This window comes from Polynucleobacter sp. MWH-Aus1W21 (genome assembly GCF_018687275.1).
Taxonomy (GTDB): domain Bacteria; phylum Pseudomonadota; class Gammaproteobacteria; order Burkholderiales; family Burkholderiaceae; genus Polynucleobacter.
The window spans coordinates 1,597,101-1,615,761 of the sequence record NZ_CP061287.1; the positions used below are offsets into that span (position 1 = coordinate 1,597,101).

The window sequence follows — 18,661 nt, forward strand, 5'->3', positions numbered from 1 at the left end:
CAGGTTAAAAATGAGCAAAGTGGTTGTCATCGGAACGGGGACTATGGGAGTTGGTATTGCTGCTGGATTTTTAGCCAGTGGTGCCAATATTGTCATGCTAGGTCGCAGCTCTGAAAAAGCATTAGCTTGCCTCGACTCCATTCAGTCATGTGCAAATTCAATTAACACCGAATGGTCCAAGACAAATCCCTCATTACAAAGCGGCGGCATTGAAACCTGGCAAGACTGGAATGATGTAGATTTTGTGATTGAAACAGTATCCGAAAAACTGCAATTAAAGCAGGACATTTTTGCTTTTTTAGATCAATGTGTCCCACCCCATATTCCCATTGGCAGCAATAGCTCAGGCTTTCCCATCAGTGATATCGCACAGGATCTACCAACAGCACATCGCATGTTTAATGCCCACTACTTTATGCCTGCACACATCGTGCCACTAGTAGAAATTGTTACTGGGCAACGCTCTGATTTAGTCTTGGCTGAAAAGCTCTGTCAGTTTTATCGCGCCCACGGCAAGAAACCGGTGCTAGTTAAAAAAGATATTCCGGGATTTTTAGCAAATCGAATTCAGCATGCATTAATGCGTGAAGCACTTTCGCTGGTAGAAGAAGGTATCGCCACTCCTGACGATATAGATACCGCAGTTCGTTATAGCTTTGGATTTCGCTACGCCGCAGTTGGTCCCATGACTCAAAAAGAAATATCAGGTTGGGAAGGCATGACCTTAGCCGCCGAATTGATCTACCCCTCCCTATCCAATATCACCCAACCACCAAGTTGCGTAACCAATTTGGTGAAAAGTGGCAAAACTGGCATTACTAAAGGTGCTGGATTTAAGGACTGGCCGGCTCATGAGGCAGCACTGATGAAGCAGAACTACGAGCAAAGACTTAAGGCGGCATTTGAAGTTCTCAAGATCGCGCCAGATCAAGATTAAATCCAATTTGTTGCAGCACAGCATATTTATTCGTCTGAGCCCTCACATTATTAGATAATTGAGGGGTGAATACAAAAGCATCTTTTCGCTCCCCGTTCAGCAGGGCTGTCATTGTTTTATCTGGCCTCGCCTTTCTGAGCTCAACACCAGGCTTAGCTTATGCACAGAGTAACCCCAACCAAGGTACTAGCCAGGGTCGAAATAAAATCACAGCGCAAACCACCAAACAAGTTGGCTTGAAAGATAAGTCCGCGGGCGCTAATTCCAAAACTAGCAGCATGAGCCTTAACCCGGCACTTTTTCAGCGCAAAGCACCCGATGAAATCATGCTTGATAGCGATGCCAATCTTGACTATCGCGTAGCACAAGGATGCTTGCGACGCAGCTTTAGTGAAGATAGTCTTCCAGAAAGCATTGGGATTGATAACCGCCAATTTGCCGAGTTCTTTAAAAATCAGACCAAAGCATTTTTTAATCATATGCGTGGAGACTGCATCCCCTATGCAGTTGCTTTCGGTAGTCGCAATCGCTTTGACTCGCTCAGCATTATGAATGGCCCCATTCAAGACAGTAAAACCGAAGTATGGACATTTACCCCTTCAACAGTTGGTGGATTTTTAATTCAACAAGACTTTCTTAAAGATGAATCGAAACGCTTAACGGAGATTCGTATTCCTTTAAGAGATGTCCTGTACGATCCCCGCAAAGTAAGCGACCAACTACCAGTTGAACTGGTTTGGGAACTGAACTCTCTGATTAAACAAATTTATCCAGAAGAAAATAACTCCCTCGAAAATACCAATAGCGTTGTGCGCTTGATTGTAGATTTTGGTGATCGCGAAAAGTGGGCGCAAATTTGGGCCGCAGAAATTATTGACCCAGCCACCAAAGAAGTTTATGCAAGCGCCTTTTGGGTCGAGCGCAACGACATTCCTGGCGGATTTTTTACTGGTTCAGGCGAATCTCTGGAGCGCTCTTTCTGGACCAACCCCTTAAGCTATCGCCGTATCTCACGCGGCGTTGGCATGGTTAGAGCGTCTTCAGGCAAGCGCAGCAAGACTGCCGCGCCAGCAGCTAAAGCAAGCCCCGCACCCGCAACTAAGCAACGTTATCGCGCCCATATGGGCATTGATTACTCTGCGCCAACTGGTACACCCGTCTTTAGCGTTGCCAATGGCAGAGTTGCTCATATCGGTTACAGCGGCGCATTTGGCAACTTGATTATTTTGGAGCATCCAGGCAATTACCATACCTACTATGCTCACTTAAGCAACTACAACGTCGAACTCGAATTAGGTAATGAAGTGCGACGCGGATTAGAGATTGGTTATGTGGGATCTACTGGAAGATCTACTGGACCACATCTTCATTTCGAACTGAGAAAAAATGGTATTTATGTTGATCCTTATGCGCCTAAGACTCAACTGGATTTATGGTCAATGCGCGATAACGAAAGTGGGCAGCTGACCAGAGAAATATTATTACTTGGCAGCCCCATTAAAAATAACTAAACACTATTGCTAGTGAGAGATGTAAATTTATTTACATCAGCCAAACAAAAAGGGTCCAAGTGGACCCTTTTTAATTAGTAGTGAGCTAATTAACCCAAAACTAATACTGGCAACTTTGAGTGAACAATGACTTCATGAGTCTCGCTACCCAACAAGATACCTTTAATACCCGTACGCTTGTGGGAGGCCATCACAATGACATCCGCTTTCGCTTTTTTTGCACCATCTAAGATACCTTCAGATAAGTTGCTATTTGCAATATGAAGGCTCTTTACCTTAATCCCTGTACCAAGCGCAGTTGTCGCCTTCTTAAACACATCTTTTGCATAAGCTTCGCAAACTTTGGCGTGTTCTTTTTGTGAAATTCCATAACCCATAGTGCTGTCTGAATAGACCATTGGAGGCAAAGGATCAGATACATACACAAGGGTTACAGCTGCGCCATCCGACTTGGCAAGTGCAGCAACCTTCTTCAAGGATTTTTTGCTGACATCCGAACCATCCACAGGTACCAATAAATGCTTAAACATGTTTACTCCCCTTAAATTGGACTACTAATCTACTCTTTCCATCATAATGCTTATTATTAGCCTATAAAAGAATAAAGGTAACTTAATTGCTCAAGAATTTTGCAATCTACACCACATTTTTAGTCACCCTAATTGCAATTGATTTGGTGTGGCTTTTAGGTGTCGCAAAGAACCTCTATCGAGATCAAATGGGCGACTTAATGGCAAGCGAACCCAAGCTGCTGGCTGGCCTTGCTTTTTACCTTCTCTATGCCCTTGGGGTCTGCATTTTTGTCATTGTCCCGGCACTCTCAAAACAGTCATGGATATATGCACTGCAATATGGCGCTCTTTTCGGGTTGTTCTGCTACATGACATACGATCTCACCAATCTTGCAGTCGTAAGAGGCTTTCCAACCCAACTAGCATTGATTGATATTGCATGGGGCAGCCTTGTTACAGCCGTCTGCTCCGGCATTGCCTACTGGGTTGGTAATCGCTTTCAATAGCATGCTAATTTGAGCTTATGTTTTTTCACCCGCGACTACTAGACTCATTTAATGGTTATAACCGCACCCTTTTCACCAGGGATGTATTAGCTGGCATTACAGTTGGTATTGTTGCGCTGCCCTTAGCCATGGCTTTTGCAATTGCCAGCGGACTCAAACCAGAAGCCGGTATTTTTACCGCCATTATTGCTGGCGGTCTCATCTCCCTTCTAGGCGGCAGCCGCGTTCAAATTGGTGGTCCAGCTGGTGCTTTTATTGTGATCGTCTACGGCATCGTCGAACGCTATGGCGTCCCGAATTTATTACTAGCCACAGCTATGTCAGGCGTCTTTTTATTTCTGATGGGCGTGTTTCGCCTTGGAACACTGGTGCGCTTTATTCCCATTGCAGTCATTATTGGCTTTACAAACGGCATTGCTTTTTTGATTGGCGTATCTCAAATCAAAGATTTCTTCGGACTCCAGATTGATAAAATGCCTGCCCAATTTTTCCAATCTATTCATGCGCTCTATTTAGCTGCCGATACTTTTAATCCAATCGCTCTTGGACTGGCCTGTGGCAGTCTTGCTTTTTTAATCATCTGGAAGCTGTTTCAGAATCGTCTAGGCTGGCTATCGCATCTGCCTGGTACGGTAGTGGCAATGATTCTTGCAACTATTGTGACGAGTGCTCTCAACCTACCAGTAGATACCATTGGCAGTCGCTTTGGGGGTATCCCCTCTGGTCTACCCTCTTTTGAGTGGCTGCCGATTAGTTGGGGTAATGCTCAATACATGGTGGCACCCGCTTTGACGCTAGCCTTATTGGGCGCAATTGAATCTTTACTCTGTGCACGCATTGCTGATAGCCTCATTCATGATCGCCATGAATCAAATCAAGAATTGATAGCACAAGGCATTGCTAATTTCACCATTCCATTCTTTGGTGGTATGCCAGCCACCGGAACAATTGCGCGTACCGTTACCAACGTTGAAAGTGGCGCCACTACCCCGATTGCAGGTCTTGTTCATGCCGCAACCTTATTGACCATCGTCTTGTTTGCTGCACCGCTCGCTAAAAATATTCCACTAGCTAGTCTTGCCGCTATCTTGATGTATGTTGCCTGGAATATGGGTGAATGGAGAAAGTTTATTGATCTCAAACAATTCCGCTTGCCATATCGAATCACCATTCTCAGCGTCTTTATTCTTACAGTTGTCTTGGACCTCACCATCGCTGTTCAGGTTGGTCTGCTTTTGGCTTTTATCACTTTTATTTACCGGATCTCTAGCCTATCGCGCTGTGAGATTGCTTTAGCAAGCGACTTCCCTGGACTGAGCAACCAGCAAGGCCGCATTGATGCTTACCGCATTCATGGGGCAATCTTTTTTGGCGCAGTCAAACTACTAGAAAAGATTGAGACAAACTTACCGTCCCACACCCTCTTGCTTGATTTAAAGAATGTAATCTACATTGATACTTCAGGCATGGATACGATCATGGAGCTTGCACATCTCTGTAAGATTCGTAATATCCGCTTGCTAATTTGCGGCTTGGCACATCAACCACTTGAGATGGCTGAACGCAGCAACTTCATTGCTACGCTTCCGCCAGACTCTTTCTACCCTGACCTGATTTCTGGAATTGAAGCAGCGACAACTTAAAGGCGACTTAAGAGATGCAGAAGCCGCCTGTTAATAAAGCTTCCGGCAAAACCCAAGCGCGGTATAAACCAAAGCTCCCCGCAATGAGCAATAGCGAAGCAGCTAAATAACGCACCCAGCGATATTGCCCAAACTGAGTGAGCGCCGCAGAAAATTTAGAGATCAACAATAGATTGGGCAAGGTCCCCAATCCAAATGCCAGCATCAGCCCAGCACCAGTGAGCACATCGCCCGATAAAAACGCCAGCGGCAAAACGCTGTAGACCAATCCGCACGGCACTAAACCCCACAGCATGCCACTAAACCAACGTGACGGACCACTTGCCATACGCCCCAAGTATTTAGCCCAGTAAACGGCAATTTTGGAGCTGATCCACTTACCTCCCAGCAAACCTTCTGATGAGCCCGCTTTTAAAAGACGAATGCCCATCAGTATCAAAATAAGAGAGGTTAGAGCAAACAATGGTCGCTGAATAGGTATGAGGCTTTGCTGCCAAACTACAACCCCCACAGCAGCGGCAAGAGCACCCAAAAGAACATAAGTGGTCACACGCCCAAAATGCATGATTAACTGCAGGTAAAAAAGCTCGGATTTGGGCCTTAATGGGGCCTCCAAAGCGATAGGTCTCTCGATGGCTGCCGCTATACCCCCACACATCAGGGCACAGTGCCAGCCGCTCACAAGAGCGCCCAAAAATACGGCAATCAGTAGGCTAGAAGTTAGCATCCGCTATCGAAATAAAGGTTAAAAAAACGGGATTCACTACCCATATAGAATAAACTGACTGCATAATTAGTTCCAATATGAATTACAAACCTACCGACACCCCAACCAGCAAATGCTCAGTATGTGTACTGGGTCAGTTTTGCCTGCCGGTTGGTCTAAACAGTAGCGAAGTCTCAAAAATTGACAGCCTGGTTAAAGAGCGCGTCCACCTACAAAAAGGGGAAAGCTTATATCGCCATGGCGATCCACTCAGCTCTGTATACAGCGTCCGCTTTGGCACTCTCAAAACTGAATTTTGCCTCCAAGATGGTCGCCAACAAGTCATTGGCTTTCATCTTCCAGGTGAAATCTTAGGTTTAGATGGAATTGGTGAAGGTCACTACCAATCGGATGCAATTGCATTAGAAGAGAGTGAAGTTTGCATTATTCGCTACGAAGCCTTTGAAGATTTAGCGCGTCAAATTCCAGCATTGCAAAATCAGTTTCATAAAATCATGAGTCGCGAGCTGACTCAAGACCAGCGTCACCTACTTTCTCTTGGCACAATGCGCGCCGAAGAAAGATTGGCCGCATTTTTATTGAGCCTTTCTCAGCGGTTAGCGGCGCGTGGCTATCTAAATAATGAATTTGATTTACGTATGAGTCGCAATGACATCGGTAGCTATCTTGGCATCCAAATTGAAACTGTCAGCCGTATGCTTTCACGCTTTGCTGAGTCAGGCCTGATTCAAATCAAACAACGTCATATCAAACTGATTGATATGAATGGCTTATACGAACTGGCAGGCATCCCCAACCCAGATCGCCAAGGCTGCGTAAGCCCAGAAATTCCACTCAAACAGGCTTAGATTAAGCCGCGATCTACGTCTTTGCTATCTGGTGACTCAATGCCAGGCAGGATATAGGCCGTAAGCGCACTAGATGCAGCGCAAAAGATCCAAATAGCAAAAAATCCAATGGTATAGATACCCTCATCTGAGATATCTGGGTGATGGCCAAAAAATAGCAAATCCTGTGGATGCACTATGGTGAATAACAAGCCTTCTGCCATGCCAGCCACCAAAAAGGAAGGCCACAAAATCCAGATCAGGAGGCGGTACTTCATTTTTGCACCTGCGTATCTTTGAGCTGCTCTACTTTTAAACCTTGCTTCATTACGCCATCGCGTAAAGGTTTATCTGCCTGATAATTAATTGCCAAATAAATGGTGATGATGCAGCCAATCATTGCCACCGCAGGGCCGCTGATTAATAACCATGGCCACAATTGCTTGAACCAAGGTTTAGTTTGCTGTTCTGTCATATGCATCCTCTCCATTGCTCTTGGCTTAACGGGGAATAATAAAAGTGGATTTCTCATCACGCGTTCTGGTAATCATCTCATTTCCAGACATTTCGTGGGCAATCACATCAAAATGAATTGGGTAATTGCCTGGCTGATTTACGCCCGTATCAGCACTTACCTTGATCGGCATCAGCAAATTACTTGCCGGCGCCACCTCAATCTCAGTGACGACCTGACCTTGAGAATTCAGCACTTTTAGACCGTCCAAACCAAGGGCCTTCACTTGTACGTTCATATTATTTTCAGACGCATTCATGATCTGGATGCGGTAAATATTTTCAATTCGCACACCCTCAACCTCACGTGCCAATGCACCACGGTCCCGCATCACATCCACTCTTAATGGATTACGGGTTACAAGAGACACTAAGAAGGCGGCTGTAAGTACAGTAATGAAGGCTGTGTAGATCAAGACGCGTGGGCGCAAGATATGACGAATGGCGCTTTGATTCGACTCACGATCCTCGATTGCTCGCTCAGTCGTGTAACGAATCAATCCTTTTGGATAATCCACTTTTTCCATTACCTGATCACAAGCATCAATACAGGCGCCACAACCAATGCACATGTATTGCAAGCCATCACGAATATCAATACCAGTAGGGCAAACTTGCACGCAAATACTGCAGTCAACGCAGTCGCCCAAACCTAGAGACTCATGATCAGCAGATTTACTGCGGCTACCTCTAGGCTCGCCACGTACTTTGTCATATGTCACCAAGAAGGTATCTTTATCCACCATCACGCTTTGGAAACGTGCATAGGGGCACATGTATTTACAAACTTGTTCGCGCATAAAGCCTGCGTTACCCCAAGTAGCAAAGGCATAAAAACATAACCAGAAAGTCTGCCAAGGGCCCAAAGACAAATGTATTAATGCTGAGCCTAGGGTAGTAATTGGGGTGAAATACCCAATGAAAGTAAAGCCAGTCCAGAATGCGATCAACAACCAAAGGAAATGCTTGGTGATTTTAAGGCGCCACTTTCTAAAGCCCCAGGGCCACTCCTCGCCATCTAAACGAATGCGAGCAAAGCGATCCCCCTCCACCTTGCGCTCGATCCACATAAAGATTTCGGTATATACCGTTTGCGGACAAGCGTATCCACAAAATAGTCGACCAGCAATTGCAGTGAAGAGGAAGAGAGCTAAAGCCGAAAGAATTAATAGGAGCGTGAGATAGATCACATCCTGTGGCCAGAGCACTACACCAAAGATATAAAACTTACGCTGAATTAAATCAAAGAGAACGGCCTGACGACCATTCCAGCTAACCCATGGCAAACCATAAAACAGCAGCTGAGTTGCAAAAACCAGAATTAAGCGCCAACGGGCAAATAAGCCCGTAACAGAGCGCGGGTAAATCTTTCGCCGGACCTCGTAAAGAGACTCCTCAATAACCTCTATCGGAATAGGTTTCCCACCCGGCGGAATATCTGACACCAAATACCTTACTTAACTGTTGCTGGTTGCTTGTTATTAGACAAACCCCAGACATAAGCAGTTAATAAATGAATTTTCTCAGGGCTCAAGACTTTGTCTTGAGAAGGCATCATTGCCATGCGACCTTTAGTTACAGTCTCCACAATCGTTGCCTCTGAACCGCCATACAACCAAACTTTATCCGTAAGGTTTGGAGCGCCTAAAGCAATATTGCCTTTGCCTTCTGGACCATGACATGCTGCGCAATTCGATTTGTAAACCTCTGAACCACGAGCCGCTTTGAGGTCATCTGCAGGCAAGCCAGAAAGGCTACGAACATAGTTAGCAACATCCACAATTTGCTTGCTATCCAATTGCGGGAATGGGGGCATTACACCAGCACGACCATTGATAAGAGTGGTCTTAATATTTTCTGGTGAGCCGCCATAGAGCCAGTCACCATCGGTCAAGTTCGGGAAACCTTTAGCGCCGCCAGCATCAGAGCCGTGACATTGCGCACAAGAATTCAAGAACAAGCGTTGACCCATTTCACGCGCCTTTGGATCGGCTGCAACTTGTTCAATATCCATAGTGACGTATTTAGCATAAACAGGCTTTAACTCTTCATTCGCAGTTGTCATGGATTTCATGAGCGAGCCATCAGTGGTATAGCCCAATACACCAGGGAAAGATCCAAGACCAGGGAACAGAACTAAATAAACCAATGCAAATACGCAAAATATTAAATACATCCAAGCCCACCAGCGAGGGAGCGGATTATTCAGTTCACGTAAGTCACCATCCCAGACATGGCCAGTGTCAGCTACAGCACCATCGGCTGTATGGACTACCTTAGCTTTTCGTTGTGAAGCTAATAGCCATATACACCAAACAATGCCCACCAACGAAACTAGGGCGATGTAGTCACTCCAACCACCGTTAAAAAAGTCACTCATGATTTATCCTTACTGAATTCATCCGGAAGATCAAATGGAAGCTCTGCTGATTCCTGGTTTGCTTCTTTTCTACCAGGAGACCAAGCCCACCAAACAATTCCAACAAAAAAAATAATGCCTATTACTGTTGAAAATGCCGAGAGATAAGGTGTGATCTGTTCCATTTGATTTATGTAGTTTTAATTAAGAATTACTTCGCTACAACCTCGTCAACGGTGATATACCGACGCGTAATACCCAAGCCCTGAAGGTATGCAACCAATGCATCTAACTCAGTCTTGCCTTCCAATTCTTTCGGTGCGTTAGCAATATCTTCATCGGTATATGGTATGCCTAAGCGACGCATAGCAACCATATGGGCCTGAATAGAGTCAGCATCAGCTTTATTCTTTGCAAGCCATGGGTATGCAGGCATATTGGACTCAGGCACAACATCACGTGGATTATTCAGGTGAATTTGATGCCAAGCATCCGAGTAACGACCGCCTACGCGAGCCAAATCTGGGCCAGTACGCTTGCTTCCCCATAAAAATGGATGATCGTATACAGACTCACCAGCCAAAGAATAAGGACCGTAACGCTCAACTTCAGAGCGCAAAGTACGAATCTGTTGCGAATGGCAACCAACACAACCTTCACGCTGATAAATATCACGCCCAACTAAACGTAATGCGGTGTAAGGCACTACACCAGGACTAGGTTCTGTTGTTGTGTGTTGGAAAAAGAGCGGCACGATTTGCACTAAGCCTGCAATCGATACAACAATGATTGTGGCAATAATTAACCAGCCTACGTTTTTCTCAAGTGTTCCGTGGGAAAAGAATTTATTTTCGCTAGACATTTTCTTCTCCTTTTAGTGTTCAGCAACGGCCGTTGGAATAGGCGCATTTACAAAAGTTTTACCTTGCACAGTTTTGAAGACGTTGAACGCCATCAAGAACATACCACTGAGGTAGCACAAGCCGCCCAACAAACGAATCATGTAGAAAGGATAAGTTGCTTTAACGGACTCAACGAAGCTATATGTCAATGTTCCATCTGGCTCAAATGCTCTCCACATCAAACCTTGCATTACACCTGCAATCCACATAGCGGCAATGTACAAAACAACACCGATAGTGGCAATCCAGAAATGCAGCTCGATCCACTTGGTGCTATACATCTCTTTTTGACCAACTAAACGTGGAATCAAATAGTAGAGAGAGCCGATCGTAATCATGGCAACCCAGCCTAAAGCACCGGAATGCACGTGACCAATAGTCCAGTCTGTGTAATGAGACAAGCTATTCACAGTCTTAATCGACATCATGGAACCTTCAAAGGTAGACATGCCATAGAAGGACAGAGCTACAACTAAGAATTTCAGGATAGGGTCACGACGAAGTTTGTACCATGCACCAGACAATGTCATGATGCCGTTAATCATGCCGCCCCAAGATGGCGCCAACAAGATCAAAGAGAACACAGTACCAAGAGACTGAGTCCAATCAGGTAATGATGTGTGCTGTAAGTGGTGAGGACCAGCCCACATGTAAGTAAAGTTCAAAGCCCAGAAGTGAACAATGGACAAACGATAGGAATAAATTGGACGCTCTGCTTGCTTTGGAATGAAGTAGTACATCATGCCCAAGAAGCTAGTAGTCAAGAAGAAGCCTACCGCGTTGTGACCATACCACCACTGCACCATCGCATCTTGTACACCAGCATATGCTGAATATGACTTCCACAATGTCGCAGGCATTTCCAAGTTATTGAAAATATGCAAAATAGCGATTGTCAGAATGTAAGCACCAAAGAACCAGTTAGAAACATAGATATGTTTTGTCTTGCGCTTCATGATGGTACCGAAGAACACGACTGCATAAGCCACCCAAACCAAGGTGATCAAAACATCGATTGGCCACTCAAGTTCAGCGTACTCTTTTGATGTTGAGTAACCTAATGGCAATGTCACAGCAGCCAAAACAATCACTGCCTGCCAACCCCAAAAAGTAAACGCCGCTAACTTGTCACAGAATAAACGCGCCTGACTTGTGCGCTGCACGATGTAATAAGACGTTGCAAATAACGCCGAACCACCGAAAGCAAAAATCACCGCGTTGGTATGTAGTGGACGTAAACGACCATAGCTTAACCAAGGAATATTAAAAGTGATTTCAGGCCAGATGAGCTGTGCTGCGAGAATAACTCCCACGAGCATGCCAACAATTCCCCAGAGCACAGTAACAATGGCAAATTGGCTGACAACCTTGTAATTGAAGGTATCTTGATTACTCCCCACGGTAAGTCCCATGGTTTCTCCTTTTTTGTGACCAAACAGCGACATAATCCAAATAGACTGGGTCGATTATCAAAGTAAGGCCATTAAGGCAGTTTGATCTATATCAAAAAGGGTGGGGCAAATTGGACTTGCTGAGAAGGAAAATAGGTTATTTTCTAGATCCTTTTAAATATATGGCTATTTTTGAGAGTGTTTACTAACTTCTTTAGGCCTAGGCGCATCATCATCCATCAAAATGGCCTCACCTGGACCATCCAAGTCATCAAATTGACCACTCTTGATCGACCAGTTCAGAATCCAGACTAAAAGCCCGATTAACACCAAAGAGATGGGAATGAGAAGAAAGAGGCTTTCCATCCCTATAGTCTAAGCTTTTCGCAAACGCCAGGCGTTTAAGGTCACCGCAAGCGAGGAAAGTGACATGCCGATTCCTGCGACCCAGGGATTGACCCAGCCCATCATCGCCGCCGGAATGGCAAGTAGGTTATAGATCAGAGCCCACAATAAATTCTCTTTAATAATTGCCTGCGTTTTATCCGCTAATAGCAATGTTTTTGCCAAAGGCTCTAGTGAGGCAGCGGTGAGAATGGCATCAGCTCCAGCTGCAGCTAATGGCGCACCCGCTCCAACAGCTATTGAGATGTCTGCACGCGCAAGCAAAGGCGCATCATTTACACCATCGCCAATAGCCCATATAAAGCGCCCTTCTTTTTGTAAGCGCTCAATGTAATCATATTTATCTTCGGGTGTGCAGCCACCTTGATAGTGCTCTATACCAACATGATGAGCCCACCAAGCAACCGTCTCACGATCGTCACCTGAAACCAAATGAACAGCAATATTTCTAGAGTTCACTACTTTTAAGAATTGCTCTAGCCCCACCCTTGGCGTATCCAAGAAAACAAAGCTAGCGTTTAAACCTTGTTCATCAGCTAAATGTACCTGACCATATTGCCCCTGTTGAGCGCCCTGATCTACACCCAACCATAGTGCGCTTCCCAGTCGATAGGATCCCGAACTGAGACCTCTACCCAAAAGATTAATAACGGGTTCACTTAACAAAGGTAGCGTGAGTGCTTCACTTTCAGCAGCACGCAACAATGAAAGCGCTAGTGGATGTCTCTGCCCTATCTCTAATGCTGCTGCCAATGCTAAGGCATCCTCACGGCGATAACCGGAGCGCAAATTGATAACATCTTGCAGCTCTGGCTGGCCCATTGTTAAGGTGCCGGTTTTATCTAGTACTAAATCAGTTGCTTTTACCAGACCCTCCATCACGTGTCCACGCACGATCAACAAACCTAATTTAGTTACAGCGCCTTGAGCTGCTGCCATGGCAGTAGGCACAGCTAGCGATAAGGCACAAGGACAACTAGCAACAAGAACTGAAACTAAAACTGTCCATGCGCGAGCAGGGTCGAAGTAAAGCCAAATCGCTGATGAAGCAAATGCACTGAATAATAAGAACGCAACAAAATAGGCTGCCCACTTTTCAGCAAGACTGACCATTACCGGCTTTGCAAGTAGTGCTTGGTCCAACAGTGCTGCAATTCCTGCAATACGAGTGGATTGCCCCACAGCTTCAATACGCATAAACAATGGGTTAAGAATATTGTGCGTTCCTGCATATACGCGATCACCCATTTTTTTCTCGACCGGCTTTGATTCACCGGTTAGCAATGACTCGTCTAATGCACTTACATTTTCAATTAAGACACCATCTGCAGGAACTACTTCACCAGGGGATACGCGCAACACTTCACCAGGGTTGCAATTGACTACCGGCACAACTTCAATATCTTGAGATGAGGGGTAATTGAATGCGCGCTCACAGGTAGCGGGCAATTGTTTTGCTAACGCCTCTGCACCGCCTTGGGCGTCCTGTCTTGCCAATAACTCAACATATCTTGCAGCCAAAATAAATGCCACAAACATCGTGATCGAGTCAAAATAACTTTGGCTTGATCCATTAATTAAATTAATTGTGCCGGCAATAAAAGCTAATGCAAGTGCCAATGCAATAGGAACATCCATTCCGAGCATATGCGTCTGCTTAACCGACTGGATACTGCGCCAAGCCGCTTGAAATATTGGCCCTGCTGAATACACCATAACCGGCACCGTTAATATCCAACTAGTCCAACCTAAGAGCACTTGAAACTCGGGGGTAATATCAGCGTCAACATAAGTTGGCCATGCATACATCATGACCTGCATCATCCCAAGCATCGCTACGCCAAGGCGCGATAAAAGCTGACGCCTCTCTTTTTTAGCTCTATCCAAAGATTGAGATGGCTCGAATGGCCAAGCCTCGTAACCAATGCGCTCAATTTCAAATAGCAATCGGGCTAAGCTTGTTTTGTCTGGCGAAAATCGCACCATCACCTTTTGAGTGACGTAATTAATTTGCACATCCTGAACACCCACGTTACGACGCAAATGCTGTTCACATAGCCACACACAAGCTGCGCAACGAATTTTTTCTAAACGTAGAGTGGTATCTAGACTACCCTCATCTCCAGATGGTCGAGTAAAGCGACCACGCAAAGATGGATCGTCGTAAGGCTTAAGTTTTTCTGGAATCTCATTGCTTGCAAGATAAGCTGCTGGCTTTTCGCCAGACTGCGAGCGCCTGGCATAGAAAACTTCCAACCCCTCACCGTGAATAGTTTGGGCAATAGCCATGCAACCTGGACAGCAAAATGATCTAATCTCACCGCCTAATTCTGCTTCGATTAAATCGCTTGGAAGGATCTGGCTTGAGCAGTGATAGCAAACTAAAGAATTCGATTTATTCATTCAATTACTCATGCACGCGCTGCGCTACCCCAACCTCTTCGACGCTCGTAAATTACGAACAACACGCCCCATATCACCACGGCAACATATGCCCAAACCCAGGCCACTTGAGAAGAACGCGATCCCGAAATATCCAACACGAAACCAAATATTGCGGGGCCCAATAAACCGCCGCCAAATCCCATTAGCGAGTGCAAACCCATCGCTGCGCCCTTAATATTTTCCTGAGCACTAATGACCAAGCCTGCAGTAAGTGTTGAGGAATCGGCCATGATAAAAATAGCATGTCCAATAGCAAGAGCAACAATCAACCACCATGATTGCCCTGTTGAGCAAGCGAATGCAATACCCAATACAGCGCTAGTCAGCATCACAATACAAACCCACTTCTGGCGCCCCACTCTTAAAGCAATCTCATTACCTAATATTGAGGCAGGTACACCAAAGAAATTAATCACTCCAGCCAAGGTCGTGGCTGCTAGAAAAAAAGATTCTCCTGATGCCACCGCACAAAAAGCGAAGAAGGCAACAATCCAACTTCTAGAGGCAAAAAGTTCTAATGTATGGGCGGTATAGCCAAAAATAAATCCAGAGGCATTTTTATCTTGCAAAACCAGTTTCCATTTACCCACTGGGAAGATGTCGTGCAGACGTATATTGATTGGCCCCTTCCACTTGTCATGCTGCAATGCTGGAATCAAAATCAAGACAATCAAAAATGCAGCCAATGGGCCTAAAGAAATTAGGCTAAATACATAATGCCAACCTAACGCACTCAAAATCCAACCGGAACATAAGTAAGAAAACCCTGTACCAATTCCAAAGAAGGCTGTGTAAAAAGCAATATGTCGGGTTAACTCTCCAGACTGAATTCGATCGGACAAAATTTTGAGGCCCGGCATATAGGTGCCAGCAAGGCCAGCCCCATTTAATGCCATAAACAATAGTGCTGTCCAAAAGTTATATGCCAACAGACCCATACCAAGAAGTCCACATGTGGCAATCAGACCGCCCACCAAGTAAACCTTGCGTGCATCTACCCGATCTGTCAAAGCAGTAGCCAATGGAACGGCAAGCATGTAACCAAAGAAAAAAGCGCTGGCAATCAATCCTGATCGCAAATTACTGAGGCGCCACTCCTCTTGAAGAGCGGTTAGCACTACTGCGTAGCATGCAAAGCCCAATAAGGCACAGGTTTGTGCCAAGAGCATAAGAGGGGTATAACCAGCTGAACGAAAGCGCATAAATAGTCAGTAGAAACGTGAACTCATTCTACTCGCCCAAAACAAAATAGACCCGTTACACTACTAAAAACACAAGGAGAAAGCATGAACCACAAGTCATTTTCCAGAAAACTATTGCCGATTGGCGCTAGCCTTTTTATGGGCCTTATAAGCACCTTGGCAATGGCCGATAACTACCCGTCCAAACCAATTAAGGCAATTGTTCCATTTGCCCCAGGAAGTGCAACCGACCAAATTGGACGAGCCTTTGCTGCCAAGATGGCTGAATCACTAGGACAGCCAGTAGTCATTGAGAATAGACCAGGGGCAAATGGAATGATTGGTGCAGATTTAGTGGCGAAAGCGCCAGCGGATGGCTATACCTTACTCTTTGGAACAAATAGCACTAATGCAGCTCTTAAGAGCTTAGTAAAGAACCTTCCATACAACCAAGATACTGCTTTCACACCGATTGGTTATTTTGGATCAGTGCCTCTTATTGTTGCCATCAATAATGATGTGCCAGCAAAATCTTTAAACGGCTTTGTTGCCCTAGCTAAAGCAGATCCCGGAAAGATGACTTTTGCTTATGCAAGCACTTCTCAGCGCGTTTCCTCAGAAATGCTATCGAGCGTTGCAGGCATCAAAATGACTGGCGTCTCATATAAGAGCGGCCCGAATGCAATGACCGACTTGATTGGCGGCCAAGTAAATATGTTTACCGCTGACTTTGCAGTCACTTTACCGCAAGTGCAAGCAGGCAAAATTCGTGGTCTTGCAGTCACTTCGCTAAAGCGCTCCCCAGCCATCCCTGAATTGCCAACCGTTAATGAAGCGCTCGGAATTAAGGGCTATGAGCTGATCGCCTTCTTTGCCGCCTTTGGTCCTGCCGGCATGCCAAAAGATGCGGTGATCAAACTTAATAAAGCAATTAATGATGCTGCTAAATCAAAAGATTTGGTTGAACGTTTTTCTGCAATGGGATTTGAATCTCAGCCCGGCACACCTGAGGCTTTAGGTCAGAAAATTAAGATGGAAACCGTTAAATGGGCTAAAGCAATTAAAGAAGCCGGAATGGAACCAGAATAATTCTTTGATAAAAATTACGCGTCAATATTAATTTCCATTGCCAAGAGCCAGTACGAAAGGCTCTTGCCATGGGAATCTAAATTCAACGAGAGATTGACGCCGCCATCAAGCACATCATCAATCACAAAATTAAAAGCCATTAAATTAGGTAATTCATAGCGCCTTACTGCACTTGGGTTACGAAAACCAAAATGACTCTTTATTTTTTCTTCGGTTAACTCTTTTTGCAATAGCGAAAAGTCTTCAGGGCGATATGCAATCACGCTGATATTAGATCGATTGCCTTTGTCACCCGTTCTGGCGTGAGCAAGGCGGTACAGTGGTAATGTTTTATTCATAACCTTGCTCTAACTTTCAAAAATCTCAAAAGATGTATTCGTCAATTCACGTGGGATAAGGCAGGAAATTGTATTTAAGCGAGGTTTTAGACTGGTTCGAACACCGCCGCCACCCGCTGGCCCACAGGTATAGAGCGCAGTTACCTCTTTACACACTCTCTGCGCCTGAATTCGATCCTGATGAGCGGTTGCAATCCGCAGACGGATATCCTCGAAGCCTAACGTGGACTTAAATTGAGGCCCATTCCCGGCATCACCACTAAAGACGCTAGATGAACCAATAAAATCTACACGTAAATTTAAATCGGATAGGCGCTCTTTCATAATCTGAGCTGCCAATTGAGCGCGCTCAAGAGCATTAAACCCAGCATAGGAGATTTCAGCCTCAGCCAACCAGCCGCCATTGATGCATAGATTGGCCTTTAAAGTAGAAGGCTTTGGATGTCCTTTGACGCCAGTAACCATCACACGATCGCCACCCAAGTCATCAATCTTTGCTTGGCTAATATCAGCCACTACATCAGGCGTTAAATACTGAGCCGGATCATGCAACTCATACAAAAGCTGCTCTGTTACAGTCATGCGACTCACTAAGCCGCCCGTGCCAGGCGGTTTCGTCACGGCAATATTGCCTTGGACATCAAATTCCACTATTGGAAAACCAATTACAGCTAAACCAGGCACATCTTTTATTCCAGGATCTGCAAAATACCCACCCGTCACCTGAGCACCGCACTCTAAAAGGTGGCCAGCCATGGTGGCTGCCCCCAAGAAGTTCCAATCATTCCAGTCTTTTTTAAAGTGAGCCATGAGAGGACCAACCGCAAGGGATGGGTCGGATACTCGACCCGTCACCACCACTTGAGCTCCAGCAAGCAGGGCATCAGCGATCTCTTTTGCCCCGATATATGCATTTGCACTAATTAACTCGCTTTGTGAAAATGTTTTTTGATCCTGGGGATTTAATACATTTTCAATATTTTTGCGTAACTCTAATGCCGAAATATCATCACCTCGAACAATTGCAATTCGAATATCAGGCAAGCCTTTTTGTTTTGCAATTGAAGTGATGAGTCTTGCAGCGCTTTCTGGATTAGCAGCGCCAAAATTACCAATGATCGGGATACCGCCATTTATGCAATCGACCAAAACTGGTTCGAGCATTTCTAAGAGTAAAGGTTCATAACCTAACTCCGAATTCTGGCGCCTTTCCAATTGTGCAAGTGCTAATGTTCTTTCGGCTAGGCTTTCAAAAATTAGACATTTTGATCCACTGTGCTTTAAAAGCTCATCAACTAAGGGCTTAGCAACGTCTGTTCGATCGCCAGAAAATCCGGCGGCACAAGCGATACGATAGATGTCGGTCACGTTAAAC

20 protein-coding genes are annotated in these 18,661 nt (G+C 45.3%); 6 read left to right on the forward strand and 14 right to left on the reverse strand.

What is annotated here, in order from left to right; translation table 11 throughout:
- Positions 1-10 precede the first annotated feature (10 nt).
- Together ICW03_RS08255 and ICW03_RS08260 are read left to right on the forward strand one after the other, a co-directional pair.
- On the forward strand, positions 11-937 hold the full coding sequence (locus ICW03_RS08255; RefSeq protein WP_215347204.1) for a 3-hydroxyacyl-CoA dehydrogenase NAD-binding domain-containing protein: 927 nt from the start codon (positions 11-13) through the stop codon (positions 935-937).
- A gap of 278 nt (positions 938-1,215) precedes the next feature.
- Entirely contained in the window at positions 1,216-2,448 is a 1,233-nt protein-coding gene (locus ICW03_RS08260) for a M23 family metallopeptidase (protein WP_251374379.1), read from the forward strand.
- A gap of 89 nt (positions 2,449-2,537) precedes the next feature.
- Here ICW03_RS08260 and ICW03_RS08265 read toward each other — a convergent pair whose 3' ends face one another.
- Entirely contained in the window at positions 2,538-2,978 is a 441-nt protein-coding gene (locus ICW03_RS08265; protein ID WP_215347205.1) for a universal stress protein, read from the reverse strand.
- An 86-nt stretch (positions 2,979-3,064) separates the two neighbouring features.
- Between ICW03_RS08265 and ICW03_RS08270 the strand changes: the two genes are divergently transcribed.
- Both ICW03_RS08270 and ICW03_RS08275 read left to right on the forward strand, forming a co-directional pair.
- Positions 3,065-3,466, forward strand: a complete 402-nt coding sequence (locus tag ICW03_RS08270) for a DUF2177 family protein (RefSeq protein ID WP_215347207.1) — start codon at positions 3,065-3,067, stop codon at positions 3,464-3,466.
- A 17-nt stretch (positions 3,467-3,483) separates the two neighbouring features.
- Positions 3,484-5,109: a SulP family inorganic anion transporter gene (locus ICW03_RS08275; RefSeq protein ID WP_215347209.1), complete on the forward strand. Its 1,626-nt coding sequence runs from the start codon at positions 3,484-3,486 to the stop codon at positions 5,107-5,109.
- A 7-nt stretch (positions 5,110-5,116) separates the two neighbouring features.
- Here the strand turns inward: ICW03_RS08275 and ICW03_RS08280 are convergent, their stop codons facing one another.
- Positions 5,117-5,836 (reverse strand): sulfite exporter TauE/SafE family protein, encoded by a 720-nt coding sequence (locus ICW03_RS08280; RefSeq protein ID WP_215347210.1) that lies wholly within the window; start codon positions 5,834-5,836, stop codon positions 5,117-5,119.
- 77 nt (positions 5,837-5,913) lie between these two features.
- On the opposite strand from ICW03_RS08280, the gene fnr reads away from it, so the two are divergent.
- Positions 5,914-6,684: a fumarate/nitrate reduction transcriptional regulator Fnr gene (gene fnr, locus ICW03_RS08285; protein WP_215347212.1), complete on the forward strand. Its 771-nt coding sequence runs from the start codon at positions 5,914-5,916 to the stop codon at positions 6,682-6,684.
- Here fnr and ICW03_RS08290 read toward each other — a convergent pair.
- From ICW03_RS08290 to ICW03_RS08335, 10 genes are all read right to left on the reverse strand, one after another.
- Complete coding sequence (locus ICW03_RS08290) at positions 6,681-6,941, reverse strand: hypothetical protein (protein ID WP_068324436.1); 261 nt, start codon at positions 6,939-6,941, stop codon at positions 6,681-6,683. The two genes, fnr and ICW03_RS08290, sit on opposite strands and share 4 nt — an antisense overlap.
- The gene (locus ICW03_RS08295) at positions 6,938-7,138 is read right to left on the reverse strand and encodes a FixH family protein (RefSeq protein WP_215347214.1); all 201 of its coding nucleotides are present in this window, start codon (positions 7,136-7,138) and stop codon (positions 6,938-6,940) included. Before ICW03_RS08295 ends, ICW03_RS08290 begins: the two co-directional genes overlap by 4 nt.
- Positions 7,139-7,163: 25 nt before the next feature.
- Positions 7,164-8,621: a cytochrome c oxidase accessory protein CcoG gene (ccoG, locus tag ICW03_RS08300; protein ID WP_215347216.1), complete on the reverse strand. Its 1,458-nt coding sequence runs from the start codon at positions 8,619-8,621 to the stop codon at positions 7,164-7,166.
- 8 nt (positions 8,622-8,629) lie between these two features.
- The gene (gene ccoP / locus ICW03_RS08305) at positions 8,630-9,556 is read right to left on the reverse strand and encodes a cytochrome-c oxidase, cbb3-type subunit III (protein ID WP_215347217.1); all 927 of its coding nucleotides are present in this window, start codon (positions 9,554-9,556) and stop codon (positions 8,630-8,632) included.
- Positions 9,553-9,720: a cbb3-type cytochrome oxidase subunit 3 gene (locus ICW03_RS08310; protein WP_371742981.1), complete on the reverse strand. Its 168-nt coding sequence runs from the start codon at positions 9,718-9,720 to the stop codon at positions 9,553-9,555. The genes ccoP and ICW03_RS08310 overlap by 4 nt, the downstream gene beginning before the upstream one ends.
- 26 nt (positions 9,721-9,746) lie before the next feature.
- Positions 9,747-10,397, reverse strand: a complete 651-nt coding sequence (ccoO, locus tag ICW03_RS08315; RefSeq protein ID WP_215347220.1) for a cytochrome-c oxidase, cbb3-type subunit II — start codon at positions 10,395-10,397, stop codon at positions 9,747-9,749.
- A gap of 12 nt (positions 10,398-10,409) precedes the next feature.
- A complete protein-coding gene (gene ccoN, locus ICW03_RS08320) occupies positions 10,410-11,849 on the reverse strand; it encodes a cytochrome-c oxidase, cbb3-type subunit I (RefSeq protein ID WP_215347222.1) in 1,440 nt (479 codons plus the stop codon).
- A 165-nt stretch (positions 11,850-12,014) separates the two neighbouring features.
- Positions 12,015-12,194, reverse strand: coding sequence for a cbb3-type cytochrome oxidase assembly protein CcoS (ccoS, locus tag ICW03_RS08325; RefSeq protein WP_215347225.1), 180 nt, complete (start codon positions 12,192-12,194; stop codon positions 12,015-12,017).
- A 9-nt stretch (positions 12,195-12,203) separates the two neighbouring features.
- The gene (locus tag ICW03_RS08330; protein WP_215347228.1) at positions 12,204-14,636 is read right to left on the reverse strand and encodes a heavy metal translocating P-type ATPase; all 2,433 of its coding nucleotides are present in this window, start codon (positions 14,634-14,636) and stop codon (positions 12,204-12,206) included.
- Between the two features lie 8 nt (positions 14,637-14,644).
- Entirely contained in the window at positions 14,645-15,880 is a 1,236-nt protein-coding gene (locus ICW03_RS08335) for an MFS transporter (RefSeq protein WP_215347230.1), read from the reverse strand.
- 84 nt (positions 15,881-15,964) lie between these two features.
- Between ICW03_RS08335 and ICW03_RS08340 the strand changes: the two genes are divergently transcribed.
- Positions 15,965-16,948, forward strand: coding sequence for a tripartite tricarboxylate transporter substrate binding protein (locus ICW03_RS08340; RefSeq protein WP_215347232.1), 984 nt, complete (start codon positions 15,965-15,967; stop codon positions 16,946-16,948).
- Positions 16,949-16,962: 14 nt separating this feature from the next.
- On the opposite strand, the gene ICW03_RS08345 is transcribed toward ICW03_RS08340, so the two are convergent.
- Both ICW03_RS08345 and ICW03_RS08350 read right to left on the reverse strand, forming a co-directional pair.
- A complete protein-coding gene (locus tag ICW03_RS08345) occupies positions 16,963-17,286 on the reverse strand; it encodes a hypothetical protein (RefSeq protein ID WP_215347235.1) in 324 nt (107 codons plus the stop codon).
- A 9-nt stretch (positions 17,287-17,295) separates the two neighbouring features.
- Positions 17,296-18,654, reverse strand: coding sequence for an acyclic terpene utilization AtuA family protein (locus tag ICW03_RS08350; protein WP_215347236.1), 1,359 nt, complete (start codon positions 18,652-18,654; stop codon positions 17,296-17,298).
- Positions 18,655-18,661 lie beyond the last annotated feature (7 nt).

Bases quoted from the DNA above. Each gene is read 5' to 3' on its own strand.
- fnr (WP_215347212.1), top strand. From the start codon at position 5,914: ATGAATTACAAACCTACCGACACCCCAACCAGCAAATGCTCAGTATGT.
- ccoP (WP_215347217.1), bottom strand. From the start codon at position 9,556: ATGAGTGACTTTTTTAACGGTGGTTGGAGTGACTACATCGCCCTAGTT.
- ICW03_RS08295 (WP_215347214.1), bottom strand. From the start codon at position 7,138: ATGACAGAACAGCAAACTAAACCTTGGTTCAAGCAATTGTGGCCATGG.
- ICW03_RS08335 (WP_215347230.1), bottom strand. From the start codon at position 15,880: ATGCGCTTTCGTTCAGCTGGTTATACCCCTCTTATGCTCTTGGCACAA.
- ICW03_RS08255 (WP_215347204.1), top strand. From the start codon at position 11: ATGAGCAAAGTGGTTGTCATCGGAACGGGGACTATGGGAGTTGGTATT.
- ICW03_RS08265 (WP_215347205.1), bottom strand. From the start codon at position 2,978: ATGTTTAAGCATTTATTGGTACCTGTGGATGGTTCGGATGTCAGCAAA.
- ccoS (WP_215347225.1), bottom strand. From the start codon at position 12,194: ATGGAAAGCCTCTTTCTTCTCATTCCCATCTCTTTGGTGTTAATCGGG.
- ccoN (WP_215347222.1), bottom strand. From the start codon at position 11,849: ATGGGACTTACCGTGGGGAGTAATCAAGATACCTTCAATTACAAGGTT.
- ICW03_RS08340 (WP_215347232.1), top strand. From the start codon at position 15,965: ATGAACCACAAGTCATTTTCCAGAAAACTATTGCCGATTGGCGCTAGC.
- ICW03_RS08275 (WP_215347209.1), top strand. From the start codon at position 3,484: ATGTTTTTTCACCCGCGACTACTAGACTCATTTAATGGTTATAACCGC.
- ICW03_RS08280 (WP_215347210.1), bottom strand. From the start codon at position 5,836: ATGCTAACTTCTAGCCTACTGATTGCCGTATTTTTGGGCGCTCTTGTG.
- ICW03_RS08310 (WP_371742981.1), bottom strand. From the start codon at position 9,720: ATGGAACAGATCACACCTTATCTCTCGGCATTTTCAACAGTAATAGGC.
- ICW03_RS08290 (WP_068324436.1), bottom strand. From the start codon at position 6,941: ATGAAGTACCGCCTCCTGATCTGGATTTTGTGGCCTTCCTTTTTGGTG.
- ICW03_RS08330 (WP_215347228.1), bottom strand. From the start codon at position 14,636: ATGAATAAATCGAATTCTTTAGTTTGCTATCACTGCTCAAGCCAGATC.
- ccoO (WP_215347220.1), bottom strand. From the start codon at position 10,397: ATGTCTAGCGAAAATAAATTCTTTTCCCACGGAACACTTGAGAAAAAC.
- ICW03_RS08345 (WP_215347235.1), bottom strand. From the start codon at position 17,286: ATGAATAAAACATTACCACTGTACCGCCTTGCTCACGCCAGAACGGGT.
- ICW03_RS08260 (WP_251374379.1), top strand. From the start codon at position 1,216: ATGAGCCTTAACCCGGCACTTTTTCAGCGCAAAGCACCCGATGAAATC.